At 34.0% G+C, this 15,555-nt stretch carries 17 protein-coding genes and 3 pseudogenes; 16 read left to right on the top strand and 4 right to left on the bottom strand.

Annotated features, from left to right (window positions below; translation table 11 throughout):
• The first annotated feature begins 200 nt into the window (after positions 1-200).
• The 3 genes from BG05_RS19635 to BG05_RS19625 all read left to right on the top strand — a co-directional run bounded on the left by BG05_RS19635 (position 201) and on the right by BG05_RS19625 (position 2,758).
• Positions 201-506 (top strand): luciferase domain-containing protein, encoded by a 306-nt coding sequence (locus BG05_RS19635; RefSeq protein ID WP_002185872.1) that lies wholly within the window; start codon positions 201-203, stop codon positions 504-506.
• A gap of 94 nt (positions 507-600) precedes the next feature.
• A complete protein-coding gene (locus tag BG05_RS19630; RefSeq protein ID WP_003193477.1) occupies positions 601-1,911 on the top strand; it encodes a phytoene desaturase family protein in 1,311 nt (436 codons plus the stop codon).
• A complete protein-coding gene (locus tag BG05_RS19625; RefSeq protein WP_033734526.1) occupies positions 1,889-2,758 on the top strand; it encodes a sigma-70 family RNA polymerase sigma factor in 870 nt (289 codons plus the stop codon). The genes BG05_RS19630 and BG05_RS19625 overlap by 23 nt, the downstream gene beginning before the upstream one ends.
• Positions 2,759-2,793: 35 nt before the next feature.
• On the opposite strand, the gene BG05_RS31145 is transcribed toward BG05_RS19625, so the two are convergent.
• Positions 2,794-2,952: a hypothetical protein gene (locus BG05_RS31145; protein ID WP_002085567.1), complete on the bottom strand. Its 159-nt coding sequence runs from the start codon at positions 2,950-2,952 to the stop codon at positions 2,794-2,796.
• Positions 2,953-3,257: 305 nt separating this feature from the next.
• On the opposite strand from BG05_RS31145, the gene BG05_RS19615 reads away from it, so the two are divergent.
• From BG05_RS19615 to BG05_RS19605, 3 genes are all read left to right on the top strand, one after another.
• On the top strand, positions 3,258-3,851 hold the full coding sequence (locus BG05_RS19615; RefSeq protein WP_002168383.1) for an O-methyltransferase: 594 nt from the start codon (positions 3,258-3,260) through the stop codon (positions 3,849-3,851).
• A 348-nt stretch (positions 3,852-4,199) separates the two neighbouring features.
• Entirely contained in the window at positions 4,200-5,312 is a 1,113-nt protein-coding gene (locus tag BG05_RS19610; RefSeq protein ID WP_002085564.1) for a toxic anion resistance protein, read from the top strand.
• Positions 5,313-5,336: 24 nt separating this feature from the next.
• A complete protein-coding gene (locus BG05_RS19605; RefSeq protein ID WP_002085563.1) occupies positions 5,337-6,170 on the top strand; it encodes a DUF3974 domain-containing protein in 834 nt (277 codons plus the stop codon).
• A 287-nt stretch (positions 6,171-6,457) separates the two neighbouring features.
• On the opposite strand, the gene BG05_RS19600 is transcribed toward BG05_RS19605, so the two are convergent.
• A complete protein-coding gene (locus BG05_RS19600) occupies positions 6,458-7,165 on the bottom strand; it encodes an IS6 family transposase (RefSeq protein WP_002127379.1) in 708 nt (235 codons plus the stop codon).
• A 238-nt stretch (positions 7,166-7,403) separates the two neighbouring features.
• Here BG05_RS19600 and BG05_RS19595 point away from each other — a divergent pair, with 238 nt between their 5' ends.
• The 3 genes and pseudogenes from BG05_RS19595 to BG05_RS29935 all read left to right on the top strand — a co-directional run.
• Complete coding sequence (locus tag BG05_RS19595; RefSeq protein WP_041868008.1) at positions 7,404-7,829, top strand: hypothetical protein; 426 nt, start codon at positions 7,404-7,406, stop codon at positions 7,827-7,829.
• 39 nt (positions 7,830-7,868) lie between these two features.
• A complete protein-coding gene (locus tag BG05_RS19590; protein WP_041868007.1) occupies positions 7,869-8,363 on the top strand; it encodes a hypothetical protein in 495 nt (164 codons plus the stop codon).
• Positions 8,364-8,386: 23 nt separating this feature from the next.
• Positions 8,387-8,626, top strand: a pseudogene (locus BG05_RS29935) (DDE-type integrase/transposase/recombinase); the annotation flags it as partial.
• A 151-nt stretch (positions 8,627-8,777) separates the two neighbouring features.
• On the opposite strand, the gene BG05_RS19585 reads toward BG05_RS29935, so the two are convergent.
• A complete protein-coding gene (locus BG05_RS19585; protein WP_002127384.1) occupies positions 8,778-10,178 on the bottom strand; it encodes a zinc dependent phospholipase C family protein in 1,401 nt (466 codons plus the stop codon).
• A gap of 211 nt (positions 10,179-10,389) precedes the next feature.
• Here BG05_RS19585 and BG05_RS19580 point away from each other — a divergent pair, with 211 nt between their 5' ends.
• From BG05_RS19580 to BG05_RS19565, 4 genes and pseudogenes are all read left to right on the top strand, one after another.
• Positions 10,390-10,590 (top strand): hypothetical protein, encoded by a 201-nt coding sequence (locus tag BG05_RS19580; protein ID WP_033708115.1) that lies wholly within the window; start codon positions 10,390-10,392, stop codon positions 10,588-10,590.
• Between the two features lie 224 nt (positions 10,591-10,814).
• Positions 10,815-11,249, top strand: coding sequence for a hypothetical protein (locus BG05_RS19575; RefSeq protein WP_002127385.1), 435 nt, complete (start codon positions 10,815-10,817; stop codon positions 11,247-11,249).
• Positions 11,250-11,487: 238 nt separating this feature from the next.
• Entirely contained in the window at positions 11,488-12,189 is a 702-nt protein-coding gene (locus BG05_RS19570) for a YrrS family protein (RefSeq protein WP_002127386.1), read from the top strand.
• Between the two features lie 264 nt (positions 12,190-12,453).
• Positions 12,454-12,969, top strand: a pseudogene (locus BG05_RS19565) (IS6 family transposase); the annotation flags it as partial.
• Positions 12,970-13,033: 64 nt separating this feature from the next.
• Here BG05_RS19565 and BG05_RS19560 read toward each other — a convergent pair.
• Positions 13,034-13,369, bottom strand: a pseudogene (locus BG05_RS19560) (family 10 glycosylhydrolase); the annotation flags it as partial.
• Between the two features lie 226 nt (positions 13,370-13,595).
• Between BG05_RS19560 and BG05_RS19555 the strand changes: the two are divergent.
• From BG05_RS19555 to BG05_RS19545, 3 genes are all read left to right on the top strand, one after another.
• Entirely contained in the window at positions 13,596-13,901 is a 306-nt protein-coding gene (locus tag BG05_RS19555) for a PTS sugar transporter subunit IIB (protein WP_000865895.1), read from the top strand.
• 11 nt (positions 13,902-13,912) lie between these two features.
• On the top strand, positions 13,913-15,196 hold the full coding sequence (locus tag BG05_RS19550) for a PTS sugar transporter subunit IIC (protein WP_033731045.1): 1,284 nt from the start codon (positions 13,913-13,915) through the stop codon (positions 15,194-15,196).
• 78 nt (positions 15,197-15,274) lie between these two features.
• Complete coding sequence (locus BG05_RS19545; protein WP_016126936.1) at positions 15,275-15,541, top strand: hypothetical protein; 267 nt, start codon at positions 15,275-15,277, stop codon at positions 15,539-15,541.
• The last annotated feature ends 14 nt before the right edge of the window (positions 15,542-15,555 follow it).

Raw genomic sequence — 15,555 nt, 5'->3', positions numbered from 1 at the left:
TCCATCCCTTAAATTTATTTTTAATAATAATTCTATATAATAGAATAAATACCCTTTGAAATTGTTTTAAGTGTGTAAAAAAATAAAGATATTGAGATTAAACTATATTCGTATATCCATTCATACTTTGGATTGATGGAAAAAAGTAATGAACGTGTTAATTTAATATTACATCAATCATTAAAAAGGGGTGAAGGTTCATGTCATTTAGTGAAATGATTAGAAATGAAGTACTTGGCTGGGCAGGTGTTTCTGAAAAACCGCATCGATTTGGTGGTATTGAAATAAATTATGGTAAGAAAGAACTTGGTCATTTGCATGGCGATAAGTTAGTTGATTTACCATTTCCAAAGGTAAAGCGGGATGAATTAGTGAGCCAAGGATTGGTGAAACCACATCACGTATTACCTGAATCAGGATGGATAAGTTATTATATAAAGAGTGAAGAGGATATTCCATTTGCAATTGAGTTATTTCGTATGCAATATGACAGAATAACAAAATAATGAAATAAAATAGATAAGTAAAAATATATTTTCATGTCACATCCCTCCTTAATCGTTCGTCTCGTATGTAGAACGGATAAGGAGGGATTTTATTATGAAACATTTTGATGTAGCAATTGTTGGTGGTGGGCTTGCTGGATTAACAGCATCTATATATTTAGCGAAAGCTGGAAGGAAAGTTATTGTATTAGAAAAGTCCAGTCACTTCGGTGGTCGAGGGATGACTATAAATAAAAACGGCATTTGTATGAATCTTGGTGCACATGCTTTATATAGAGGTGGAGAAGCGTTTATAACTTTTAATGAGCTAGGAGTAAATCTTCCAGGTGGAATCCCATCTACAAAAGCACATGGAATATGGAAAGGGGATATTTATACCATTCCAACAGATTTTCGCTCTATTTTATCAACACCGTTACTTTCATGGTCTGCAAAAGTACAGTTCGCTCGTCTTATGATTCATTTAGGAAACTTAGATGTAGAAAAAGTTCCGAAAATAAGCCTAACTACATGGGCAGAAAATGAAATTAAAGATCCAATGGTTCGAAATATATTTTATGCATTATGCCGAACAACAACATATACGTATGCTCCTACAATACAATTAGCATCTTCCGTACTAAAGCAAATACAGCTTTCTATGAAAGAAGGAGTACTTTATGTAGATGGTGGTTGGGAGACGATAATAACAAATTTAAGAGGAATAGCGAATACTAGTGGTGTAAAATTTCTGGCTAAAAAGCATGTTTTAAAAATAGAGCATTGTGAAGGAAAACAAAGAATACATTGTTTTGACGATGAAGTATTTGAAGCAGGGGCAGTTATTGTAACAACTCCACCGAAAGAGGCATGTAAAATTATAAAAGGTACAGAAGGAACAAGTTTGCAAAAATGGAGTGAACAATCTATACAAGTGACCGTGGCAGCGTTAGATATTGGTTTAAAACAATTACCGAATCCTTTGCATCATTTTGCATTGGGATTGGATCAACCTATATTTTTCACGAATCAATCGAGAGCAGCTAAATTAAGTGAAGATGGATCAATTGTAGTGAGTCTAATTAAATACCATAACCCTGTACTAGAACTGAATCATATTCAAGAAGAGAAAGAACAGTTAGAAAATATGATGGAATTGTTACATCCGAATTGGAAAAGAGAAGTTGTTGCACAGCAATATTTACCGAAAATTACGGTAGTACATGATTTTCCTCATATTGACCGTGTTGAAAAACCAGGCCCTAATATACCTGGAATGCCAGGTGTTTACGTTGCAGGAGATTGGGCTGGGCATGATGAAATATTAGCTGATGCTGCGGTAGCAAGCGGGAAACGTGCAGCGTTACACATTTTAAAGCAATTTGAAAGTGAGGCAGTTCATCATGGAAACGGAGCAGTTATATGAAGCGTATCAACCATTATTATTTTCGTTAGCATATAGAATCCTTGGGAGTGTTATGGATGCTGAAGATATCGTCCATGACGTATTTATATCGTTTAATAATATGGAGGACGTTCAATCTATAGAAAATATGAGAGCCTATTTATGTAAAATGGTAACAAATCGCTCAATTGACAAATTACGTTCGGCAGCACATAAACGTAACGTATATGTCGGAATGTGGCTGCCAGAGCCATTTGTGGAAGAGATTGATGATCCATCAGAGTCATTTGTAATGAAAGAATCAATTTCTACGGCATATTTATTACTTTTACAACAACTGACTGAGGTAGAGAGGGTTGTTTTCATATTAAGAGAGGTTTTTAGTTATGACTACGAAGAAATCGCTTCGATTGTAGAAAAGAGTAGTGTGAACTGCCGAAAAATCTTTCAACGTGCACGAAAAAGTATTTTGGATAAGCCGAAGCAGTCAACATTAAGTACGAAGAAGATGGCTGCTTACGTGGAGAAATTTGTATCATCATTGCAGTGTGGGGATGCGCAAGGCATGTTAGAAGTATTAAAAACAGATGCGATATTGAAAGCTGATGGTGGTGGTAAAGTTACAACTGCAATTCATCCAATTTATTCTGCAGATAGAATTATAAGTTTATTCTTTGGAATTGGGAAGAAGTCCCCGGTAGAATACGTTGTTGATTTTAAGATGGTAAATGGTGCCCCAGGCGTTATTGTTAATGTAAATAATAAAGTGACTTATGTGCTTTCATTTACATTTGAGAATGAGAAAATCTCAAACATTTATATGATGGTTAATCCTGAAAAACTTATGCACTTAAATGTAACAGTATAAAAAAAGACGCATTTCTTTAGAAGTGCGTCTTTTTTTTATTTTTCTAACATTTCAAGAGGTACATCTTTTTCGCCGGCTACCTCGAATTTAATTTCCCCGTCTTCTTCATAAATGCGTTTAATAATCGGTATAGTTATCATTAGTTTTTTATGCTGTTTACGTCTTCTAGCAGCATCTAAGTTAATCACGTTCATGTGTAAGCATCCTTTCTTACAGAAATATATAAACAAAAGAAAATGCGTCCGAAAAGGGCGCTTAGTTGAATTAGAAATACCGATTCATTTAAATGGGGTTTAGATTATCTTATAATTGAAAACTGATTGTAAAATAATGTGAATTAAATAATTGCACGTAGAAATTAACTTTACCAAAAAACGAAACAATATGCTATAAAAAATTTTAATTCTTTGTCGTATAACAGGAAAAAGGTGTGCATTTCGCATATAATGAAAAGTAGACGGGCATCATGTACTTTTTCATCATATTGCTTGGAAAGGCGATGGAGAAAATGAATACTCTAGATTCATTATTATTGCAACTTGAACAATATGGAGAAGAGCATGATCGACATAAAGAAAAAAGAGAAGAAAAATTAAGCAATATTTCTCGTGAAATGGGGCAGTTTTTATCAGTATTAGTAAAGGGGTGCAATGCAAAAAAAATTTTAGAAATTGGAACTTCAAATGGCTATTCTACATTGTGGCTAGCAAATGCGGTAGAAGAAACAAATGGAAATGTTATAACTGTAGAACTTTCTTCAGAACGGGTTGGAGAGGCACTTGGGAATTTTGAAAGGGCAAATCTTACACAGAGAATCGATATTCATAATCAAGAGGCTGGGGCATTTTTAGATTCGCAAGTAGATCGTTCATTTGATTTTATTTTCCTAGATTCAGAGCGCACGCAATACATGTGGTGGTGGGAACATATAAAACGCATTTTAGAGCCAAAAGGTTTTCTTGTAATTGATAATGCAACTTCTCATGCGGGGGAATTAGCTGGATTTATAAAGATGATTGAAGAAGACGTTACGTTTGAAACCGTGTTATTAGCTTTTCAAAAGGGAGCATTTGTTGCGCGGAAGAATAATTAGAAGTGGACCTAATATAATTATCACATTGAAAGATAGTATATGTCAAAAGATAGAGCATTGTATGAATTTAAGAAGGTAACTAAATGGAATTTCAAATTAATAGTCAGTGGTGATAAGTAAGGTAAGCTGTGAAGAATCCGTCTTCAGCATGTTGTTCTCTAGGTCTTAAGTCTGAGGAAAATAATGACGAGAACAGGTATACTTATACTATGAAACAGGGAATGACTGCATAAGCAGGTATTTCTTGAAAAATCGATTTCAAGCAAGCAAAAATGTATATGAAATACGATATATTAGATGAAATATAGTGCACATAAATTCGCACATATAAATAAAGGAGCGATTTTGTTGACTGAACTCGAGAAAAAAGAACCTGTATCGATTGTGAAAGATAATAATGTAGAAGTAGTAGTGGATACAGTAATAAAAGATGCAGAGCTTGAAGAACTGAATAAAGAAGCAGATCTTTATGTACAAAAGTTAAATAGCGAGCAAAATACAGATTTATCAAAAGTATTGTCGCAGCTAGGAGACTTAGGGGATAAAGAGCAGCAGGCGGCAGGACAAACGCTATCAGCTTTAAAACGTCCTGTGACAGCGATGATGAATGGAAAGAATGAAGAAATTCCAAATACATTGTTAGAATTACGAAAAGTGGTATCAGAACTTGATCCAAACTCATTAAAAGCAACTGGTATGAAGAAACTTATGTTTAAAGTGTTTAAGAAAAATCCGCTTGAAAATTACGTGCATAAATATCAATCTATAGATAAGCAAATCGAGGAGATTATAAGATCACTTCTCATTGGCCGTGATAACTTGCAAGAGGATACGGTTGGTCTTGAAATGTTAAAAGAGCAATCACACGATAAAATTCACGCTCTTGATAAACAAGTATACTTAGGAAGAAAACTTGCTGGTATGCTTGAAGCTGAGAAACAAAATCCAGAACGTCAAAGGGATATTCCGTTAATAAATGATGCATTAGAAAAGATACTTGTGCGTACTCGTAATATGCAACAAGCGAAAAGTGTATTATTACAATCTATCGCATCTGTAGACATCATTAAGAAAAATAATGAAAAGCTATCAGAGGCAATTCGTAATGCAATTACGATGACGCAAAACGTTATAACGGTTTCAGCTGCAATTCAGCTCGCATTAACAAATCAACGTAAAACAATTGATGCTGTTAATGCGACAAATGAAGCGATTGAATCAATGGTATTAAGCAATTCACAAGCATTAAAACAAAATACAGAAGAAACAACAAAACTCCTTGAAAATCCTGCAATTAGCATGGATAAATTACGTGAATCATTCCAAAATGTATTTGCCGCTATTGAAGCATCTGAGAAATCGTCAGAACGTATTATTGAGTCTAGTAAGAAATTTGTAATTGAACTTGACACATTTAATGATGAGATGAAGCAGAAACTCATTCAGCGTCCAAGGAAATAACAGATTATTTGAGGAGGTGAAAAAATGAGTTTCATTCAAGGAGTATTATTACTATTAGGGTCATTACTTTTAATCGCATTTACTGTCGTTGTTTTAGTTGTATACTTCGGACGTAAACTTTATTTTTCATGGACGAAACCATATAAGAGAGCGCAAGATTCTATTGAAAAATTATCGAACAAATCAACACCGTTTTTACAAGAATTTACGCAGCACCCACTCTTTTATCGCTGGATTCGTACAGAAGGGAAAAAAGAACAAAATACATTAAATACACTTTTCTGTTCATCGGGCCAACGTACGAGAGAGCAAGTTTTCTCAATGTTACCGAAAGAAAAGCAGAAAAAAGTGCATGTGATGGCAAAAACAACGAAAAAGCTTACGAATGAAGATATTGATATTGCAACAATGAAAGTGAAAGATTTCTTGAGACAAGAATCACAGCAAACTGTTAAACCGACAGACTTATCGTTTTATAAATTGTATTTCTATGATCGATATCCAGATGCATTAAATACAATTCAAGCATATAAACGCTCGATTAATCCTTCACTACAAAGAACGGTTGATGACATTACAATTTCAGTATTAAATGCACTTCCGTACTATCAAGAACAACGCATGTTTGAACAACAACATAAACTTGAAACGTTCTTAATGAAAGATTTAACAGCGATGTTATCATTAGTGGTACAATTACCACCATCACAACGTCCTGAAAAAGAAGAAGAACTAAAAATATACTTGCAAAATTTCCAAAAGGAAATGGAAGTAGTAGAGCGTGATATTCGTGACTCCATTGATCATGATTTGAATGTGAAGATGAGAGCAGCGACAGAGAAGTTTAAGAACAAATAGAAAAAACCGCCTTAAAAGTTGAATGTTTCGGCTTTAAGGCGGTTTTTTTAATATAAGGGATTCTATTATTATTTTGCTTTAATAGTTGCTTTACTAGAAGAAATACTCTCATTATGAAGTCGATCTAAAGCTGTCACCACATACGTATAAGTCTCCTCAGATAAAGCTGTTTTATCCACAAAAATTTCTGCCCATTGTGTCTTCCTTACAGTAGTAAGTAAATTGGTTCTGGTGCAAAAATAGAATAAAAGATAATAAAGTGCATAAATTCCTAACGGAATCGTATTTTATGCTGCAAGTCCAAACAATTGATGGATGAATTCTTTCTGATTTTGAATAGACTGGTCCCGTAAATCAACCTGTTCTTTTTTTATCATATGCATGGCTTCTACTCCCGAAAGAATAGATGTAGCTGTTTCAAAATATTTTAACCCTAGCATAGAACGAACTCGCTTCTTTATAAAGCGATGATCTTGTTCTACTATGTTATTCAAGTACTTTTGTTGTCTAAGTTGCATACCATCAGGTATGCTTTTTTCTTTTTTCAACTGTTCAATTGCTATAGGATAAGCCGGGTTCTTATCGACTGTTATAACACGTGGTTTTGAAACATGAAAAGACCGCAAAGCTTTCTTGAAAAAGCGCTTTGCAGCCTTCTGGTCTCTTGTTTTGTTTAGGGAAAAATCAATTGTGTTTCCTTTCGAATCAACAGCACGGTACAAATACATCCATTGACCTTTTACTTTGATATATGTTTCATCGACTCTCCAAGAGTCATTTGTTTGTTTAAGGTGACGACGGATTCGTTTGTCCAATTCCGGACCATACTGATGAACCCAACGCATAATCGTTGTATGAGAAATGGATAAACCCCGTTCTTCTAGCATTTCCACCAAATCACGAAAACTAAGGTTGTACCGTAGGTACCATCTTACCGTTAACAAAATAATATCAGGCTGATAATGCTTCCATTTGAATACATTTTCCTTTTCCATACCAATCACACACCCTTTCTAAAGTAATAGTAACAGTATGTCCAAGATTTATAGATTCATTGCAATTGTCCTTAAGTTTTTGCACCAGAATCCTTTACCCCATACCGAAAAACAAAGGGTATTGGTATACTTTCCTGTTTAAAATATGGTTCGTATAGGAAGTGAATAAGCTTCCTATACGAACCACATTACATATTAATAATTTAGAGGGTTTTAAAAATAAAGAGGTGGTTTTTAAATGTATAATGAGTCAATATATTATCCTTATATAAATTATGATCAATACTTCGATCGTCAATTCTCTGGTCCTCAGATTCCAGGTATACCTGGAATGCCAGGTTTTCCGGGTGTACCAGGCTTTCCGGGTGTACCAAGTTTTCCAGGACAGCAAAGCTCACAAGCTCCAACATCTCCCCCCCCATCATTTATTCCTCAACAATCAACAGCTTCACCATTTGCTGTTGATCCAGGAGCAATTTCATTATGTTTATTTCGAAATACTTATATATGGCTTAGTAATGGTGAACAATTTTGGTATTTCCCAATTTTTGTAGGACCAAGGTCTGTTGCTGGTTTTAGATGGAACGGTAGGTTTTGGGTTATTTTTGGAATTGATACGAGAAGGATTATTTCATTTACATCGTTTTTAAAAATTATAGAGTAACGATAGAGGTTTAATTATATAAACAAAAGAGGTATTTGAATGAAAAAATTTCAATCATTTGATGGTACAATAACTATGATTAACGATTTTGTAACAGGGTCAAACGAAGATATAGGATGTAATAAATTAATGTCCGTAGATAATGGTTATGGGAATCTAATAAATTTTGTAGTGAAACCAAATACGTATTTTATCGACTATGCAACGGTAGTAGTAGGAGATAAAGTAACTGGGTTTTACGATGCCAACGCTCCTGCTCCTCTTATTCTCCCACCACAATTTCAAGCGACTGTTATGGCAAAATATACACCGCATCAAAATGTAAAAGTAGACTATTTTAATGAACAGTTGGAGAGTAGTGATGGAAAATTAAAATTAAATATTTCTCCTTCTACTCAAATTTTATTAACAAATGGTCAATTCTTTACAGGTAATCTTGTAAATCGAAATTTAATAGCTATTTATAGTTTTACAACAATGAGTATACCAGCTCAAACTACACCATATAAAATCATTGTTTTGTGTCAAAAGTGATTTCTATTCTAAAGGGTCTCTCGGTTTATCAAACTACACTCCATTGTAGAATCAAAAATTTTAGCCATCTTATTGACCAGGATCATAGGCATGTCAAGAGACGTTTTGCTAAATCGGTAGGATTTCAAAATCTTCGTCATGCTTCACGTACGATAAAAGGTATCGAGACCATTCATGCCCTATATAAACAACGGCGAAGTCTTCAAAGAGACTCCGCCTTTTCAACGTACAATAGACTTCAACAATTATTAGCTAATTCTTAAACCTTGATCCTTATTTACCATCGGATTGAACAAGATTGTTTCCCCTAAGTTGATGGACATGTATGGTGATCCTACATCCACGAACTTAAGAAAAGCAAATACCTCAAAACAAAAAACACACTCGTTCTGATTAGGAACGAGTGTGTTTAGGTTATCTGAAAGGTACAAACTTCCATGAGCTAGGTTTTTGTGTTTTTCCCCCTAGTACAATCCAACTTTTCTCTGCATTTATATTCTTATAATTTAATGGATAGTCATCTGTAAAAATATTATATTCTGTAGGTTTATCCGGGTTAATTTGAATTTTAAAGTCAGCTAAACTATCAGACTTTTGAGCAAGGTGAATCCAACTAGAATAATTAGACCAATTTAAATATTGAAATTGATCGTAATTTGAGTGCTTCATGCGAAGATATATACTTTCCCCGTGGTGTAGCTTTGCATCATTTTCTTTGTAGAATTCAAATTCTATAGGTGTACCAGATAAAGCATTGTCCTTATTATTTGCAAGTAAAACATAATCGTAACGATTTGCTACATACCATTCAAATGTTAGACCTTGATAAGGAGATTCACTTGGTACGATATAATAGTTTTTCCCTGCTTCTATGACATTTCCTTCTATATCATAGATTAATGCGGTCTCTATACTTGGAGCTTTCACATTTTCAGTAAAAGTTTTAAACCAAAGATTTAAGAAACCTGCTGTATTGCGCTGAGCTTCTCCTAAGCTTCGCTGCACAGCTGGGGTAACCATTTCTTGCCACAATTGCGCCTTACCACTATTATAATACTTAAATGTTTTATCATTAGTAATATTTTGGATTTCAGGTTTAGCTACTCGGGCTGCATAATCAATCCATTCTTCAGGTGTGGATAGAGAGTCGTTATAATTCCCTCCAGTATTGACTGCAAATTGATTTTGAATGGTTGTAACATAATTTTCAAAGTAGCTATGATATTTTATAGCTCTCGTATCAATTGCGGTAAAATTTGCTGCATGCATAGGTTGGGTAGCATCTGTAAAGTAGTGCGTGGCTACTCCTAAGTAATAGAAAGCTTTTTCATAGTCTTTATTTCGTAAATGTTCTCCAGATTCATAAAAGTATTTCTTGCCTTGTGTAAGAGCCGTTGGATTTGTTTCTCCTCTATAATTTTCTTTAGTATCAGGATCATAAAAATGAGATTTCCATCCGCCTTTAAAAACACCGCCTATTCCTGTTCCGCCATCGTTAAACTCTGCATTATAATCTGCATCATATAATCCTTTAGAAAACAGATCTTTATATTGCGGATAATTTAAAAAGTCCACAGCCTGCTTATTCGCTTCAACATTAGATTCTGTTTTCATAATTTCAATAGCTTGTTTTGCAATCCATAAATGTGTACTTTTATCAGAATGATACGGAGCTTCTGCAGACCATCGAGCGGTAATAGGATCATTGTCAGTTAAATCAATTTGATCGAGATGAGCATAACTACTTTGAGGAGCTACTCCTAAAATAGTTAAAGTCATTCCAGCTATACATAGTGTTGATGTGATTTTTTTCATTTTTTATTCCTTTCTAAATATGAAGATATAAGTATTATAAATACATCAATATCATGAAGATAGAGGAACCTAATATGTAATATTGCATATTAATAAATCTATATGAGTATATATAACATGAAAATCACTATAACGAACATGCAGGTTTCCTTTTTTATTTGTTATTTTTATCAGTAAAGTAGACTACATATCAACTTCAGATACTTGTTTTATGATACAAGTAATCAAACAAAAGGAGGGCCATACAAACATAATTACACTATTATTAACAGGGCACTCTTTTAAGTACAGGAGATTATTAGCAGGTGGAGAAAATGTTGAAGATGTACAGACAGATAAACATATTCCATATGAAAAAAATGAATTGCAGCAAACTCTAGAAAAGTACGATTCGAAGGAGTTTGAGTTATAAAAAGAAAATAGATAAATTGACAAGAGAAAATCACTTTGTGTATATCACAGGTGTTTTTTATTTTCATTTTGATATAGGGCTTGAATTAAATTCCCATGTTTTTTTGCAGCCATTCAATAATAAAATGTATTATTGAAAAGCACTATTTATAATTCAAGTAATCAAGGCTATGTATCCATAATAATTCGAACATTCAGAAATTATAATATTATCATAAAAATGAGGTGAGGTTAATAGAAACAGTACATATTAAATGGTATGGAATGTATAGTTTAAATGATTTTTATAATAGAGAAGAAGCTTTTAAGAAGGGAATATTTGCAATCTCTAGAGTATATGCTAAGAATGAAACATTGATCTATATAGGAAAAACCAAAAGAAGCTTTATACAAAAGATAAGGGAACTTAATAAAGATTGGATTTTTGATGAAAGCGAATTAAAGATTACATTAGGAATAATAGAGTCTCCTAGTGGTGAAAGTTACTCTGAAAAAAAGGTAAAAGAGATAAAATCCCTTTTGATTTTACGACATACCCCAGTAGAAAACAACACATCTTTATTGTACCATAGAGGGCAGTTTAATTTGAAAATTATAAATAAGGGAAGAAGGGGCTTAATTGTTAAAAAGATTTCTACAGGAGATCTAATGTGGACGTAATTGGAATCACCTTTGAATAAAATTGAAGGTTTCTTACGAACAGATGCTTATCAATTTTTAATGTATTAAAATATTTTTGAATAACATATGTCAGATGCTTGAAACAACACAAATTTTATTATGATATGAAATCTTGTATGGGAATTGTAATTCATTTCCATTGTTTAATGAAAATATTAAGAATTATAAGGATAATGCATAAAGATTAGAAGAGAAAATAAACTCGGAGGTTTAAAAAATGGGACAAGGAAGCAGGTTTCAAGAAAAACAACAAAATCGTCGTAAAAAGGTGATTTTTAATATTGCATTTACTTTGGTATTAGTGACAGTTGGTATAGTGACATACCAGTTGTTTTCCCCTTCTGATACATCAAAGAAAGCAATTGCTCAAGAAAAGAAAGCAACAAAGATAGAAGAGAAGAAACATAAAGAGAAAGAAGCAGCGCAGTTAGAAGAGAAGAAACGTGAAGAGAAAGAAGCAGCGCAGTTAGAAGAGAAGGAACGTGAGGAGAGAGAAGCAGCACTGTTAGAAGAGAAGAAACGTGAAGAGAGAGAAGCAGCACTGTTAGAAGAGAAACAAAAAGCAGAAAAATCGGTAAAAACGAGCGAAAATGAAAATAAAGAGGGAGAAAAAACGGCATCTCAAGAAAAGGGTTCTCAAACTAATTCTTCTTGGAAGGCAATTGGTACAGAGCAAGGAGCAAAACCTGCAATGCAATTTAAAGAAGGAACAGTAGATTGGAATGAGATGAAAAAAGCAATTTCTTATGCTGTTGATGTTCCAGAGGGTCAATTGATTTTTGATTTTATTGGAAATAATGGTGAAAATAAAGCCTACGGTAATGTACGAGATAAGCAAAGTAATAAAAAATATAAGGTTGATATTGATTGGGTAGAGAATCAGGGCTGGAAACCAGTATCTGTTCAAGTAGTAAAATAAACTTGGTTCTATATGATGTTTGAATTATTTGACACTCCCACCCCTAAAGGGGCAAGCTGACTAACATCAGTGGTGTTATTGCTACCAAAGGAGAAGTCCATTTCTGGTATCGCTGACGTGCAAGGTTGCGGTGTGTCATCACCACTCTCACGACAGACCGTATAGGTTCGGGAGCTACGGTACTATCACCATACCGTACAGGTTCGTGTTCAGATGTTTAGCGTCTTGTTCTTGACGACACATATCATTTTACCGGTAGCATGAATTCGGCGTCATCTCAAACAAATGAATAACTCATGGAGAGTGGACGAAACATACATAAAAATAAAAGGACAATGGATGTATTTATATCGTGCCGTTGATTCTGAAGGAAACACGATTGACTTTTATTTGAGTAAATCTAGAAATCATAAGGCTGCAAAGCGCTTTTTCAAGAAAGCTTTGCAGTCTTTTCATGTTTCAAAGCCTCGTGTTATAACAGTCGATAAGAATCCTGCTTATCCAATTGCTATCGAACAGTTGAAAAAAGAAAAAAGCATACCTGATGGTATGCAACTTAGACAACAAAAGTACTTGAATAACATAGTAGAACAAGATCATCGCTATATAAAAAAGCGAATCCGTTCTATGTTGGGATTTAAATCATACAAAACATCAGCCGCTATATTGAGTGGTGTTGAAGCCATGCATATGCTCAAAAAAGAACAAATTGATTTGCAGGACCAGTCTGTCCAAAATCAAAAAGAATTTATCCATCAATTGTTTGGACTTGTAATATAAGATACGATTCCGTTAGGAATATATGTGCTTTATTCTCTTTTGTTTTATTTTTGCACCAGAACCCTTTTCCTTGTGTACCCGTAATGTATTCAGACCAAGGACCGTAATTTGAAGGATAGAAAGCATCAGCAGTCGGTTTAATTTGTACAACGACTGCATTCATACCAGTGTTTTTTACATCGTCTAATAGTCTTATAAATTCTTGTTTCTGCTTTTCAATAGGTAAGCCAGTTTTTGAAGGCCAATCAATATTGAGAACAGATGCTATCCATACAGCGCGTAATTCATGTTTTTTGTAAGTAGTATTTACTTCAGCATAAGTAGAGTGAGGGGAAATGAAAGAGAAAGGAGTAAACAAGATGACGATATAGCACATCATTACTAAACGTTTCATAATCATTTATACGCCTCCCTATTATACGATTATTTAAAATAATATATGATGTTAGGTTGGCCCTGCAATTGAGAAAAATAAATATTGAAACATTAATTTAATAGGAAAAATATTTTTAGTGAAATTTACTTTCAGTATAACTAAATCGTTTCATTTCTTCATATGCTTGTTAGTAAAGTGAAACTTTCTTTCATTTGAAAGAAACAATTTATAAGTATAGGAGGATTCAATAATGAAAGTTTTATTCGTTTGTTCTGGAGGAATGTCCAGCGCAATTGTTGTAAACGCTTTAAAAAAAGAGGCGGAGAAAAAAGGTGTAAACATGGAAGTCCATGCCATTGGAACAAGTGAGATAGAGGAAGAAGTAAAGAATGGCTGGGACGTTGTAATGGTTGCACCTCAAGTAAGACATAGATTTGACTCTGTTAAAAAATTCGCAGAAGAGGAATCTATCCCGTGCGGTATCATACCGCCACAAGCATACACGCCGCTTGGCGGACCGACTTTATTAAAAACTGTAAATGATTTAATTAGTTAGGGGGAAGCGTTATGAATAAATTTGTCACGTTTCTTGATAGAAACTTATCTGGACCGATGGCAAGGCTTTCTGAACAGAGGCATTTACAAGCAATCCGTGATGGAGTTATTTCAGCGTTACCATTTATTATTGTAGGAAGTTTCTTTTTAATCGTAGCATTTCCACCATTACCGAAAGATAGTTTCATATCAGTTTGGGCATTGAAAAATCAAACAAGTATATTAATACCATATCGTTTAACGATGTTTATTATGTCTTTATATATAGCATTTGGTATAGGATACAATTTAGCGAAAAGTTATAAGTTAGATGCTTTATCAGGGGCACAGTTAGCAGTATGCTCACTACTTTTAACATTGACGCCCGAATTAATCGATAAAAAAGGATTTATGCTTCCGATGACAAATCTCGGGGGGCATGGATTATTCGTAACGATGATCGTATCTATTTTATCAGTAGAGATTTTAAGATTTTGTAAGACGAAAAATGTAATGATTAAAATGCCAGAACAAGTACCGCCGTCTGTTTCACGTTCGTTTGAAGCACTTATACCTGCTGCATTCGTTATTATTTTAATGAGTTTAGTAACTGTCGTTTTTAGTATTGATTTACATCATGTAGTTGATAAATTAGCGGCACCGTTAGTAAAAGCTGGTGATAGTTACTTCGGTGTAATCATTCCAGTGTTTTTAATTACATTTTTTTGGTCATTCGGAATCCATGGTGTGTCGGTTGTTGGAACTGTTGCTCGGCCATTATGGGAAGTATACTTAGGGAAAAATGGTGAAGCAGTTGCTAGTGGAGCAGATCAGTTACCATTCATATCACCAGAGCCGTTATACCAATGGTTTATATGGATTGGCGGTTCTGGTGCGACGTTAGGGCTTGTATTAGCTATGATTGTATTTGGTCGATCAAAATATTCGAAAGCATTATCAAGAACTTGTATTGTTCCTGGTATTTTTAATATTAATGAACCTGTTATTTTCGGATTACCGATTGTACTAAATCCAATTTTAATTATCCCGTTTATCATTACACCACTCGTAACAGCAACTGTTGCATATTCAGCAACTGCGATGGGATTTGTAACGCCAACACATATTATGCCGCCGTGGACATTACCAGCTCCAATTGGTGCATATTTAGCAACAGGTGGGGATTGGAGAGCGATTGTACTCGTATTTATAAACATAACAATATCATTCCTTATTTATTTACCATTCTTTAAAATGTACGACAAAAACATGCTTGAAATTGAGAAAAATGGTGATGGGGAATCTGTTAATCCGTAAGTTTAATATTTTATTTTTGAGTGATAGGCATTTTGTCTATCACTTCTTTCACATGAAGTCCAGAGAGGGTGAAATGGAATGAATATAAAATTTAGTTATAAAGGTGTATTCTTATTATTATTTGGAGTGATATGTGCGAATTTCCTTTTCGTACCTTTATTAAGAATGCTACATCTATCACAAATGCATAGTATATGGCTCGTTACAAGCATTGCGGCAAGTATTTTGCTTACAGTAGTTGTTTCTTTTATTGATGGATCGTTTGCATCAAAAGCTCAGTTATTTTATAGATTTATATTATTTTCGATCGGTTGTACGTTTGTAACTTACATGATTGTTTTTTAGCAAAGGGGAGGTCA

The sequence above is a fragment of the Bacillus mycoides genome (assembly GCF_000832605.1).
Taxonomy (GTDB): Bacteria; Bacillota; Bacilli; order Bacillales; family Bacillaceae_G; genus Bacillus_A; species Bacillus_A mycoides.
This window is presented reverse-complemented; position numbering and strand designations above follow the sequence as displayed.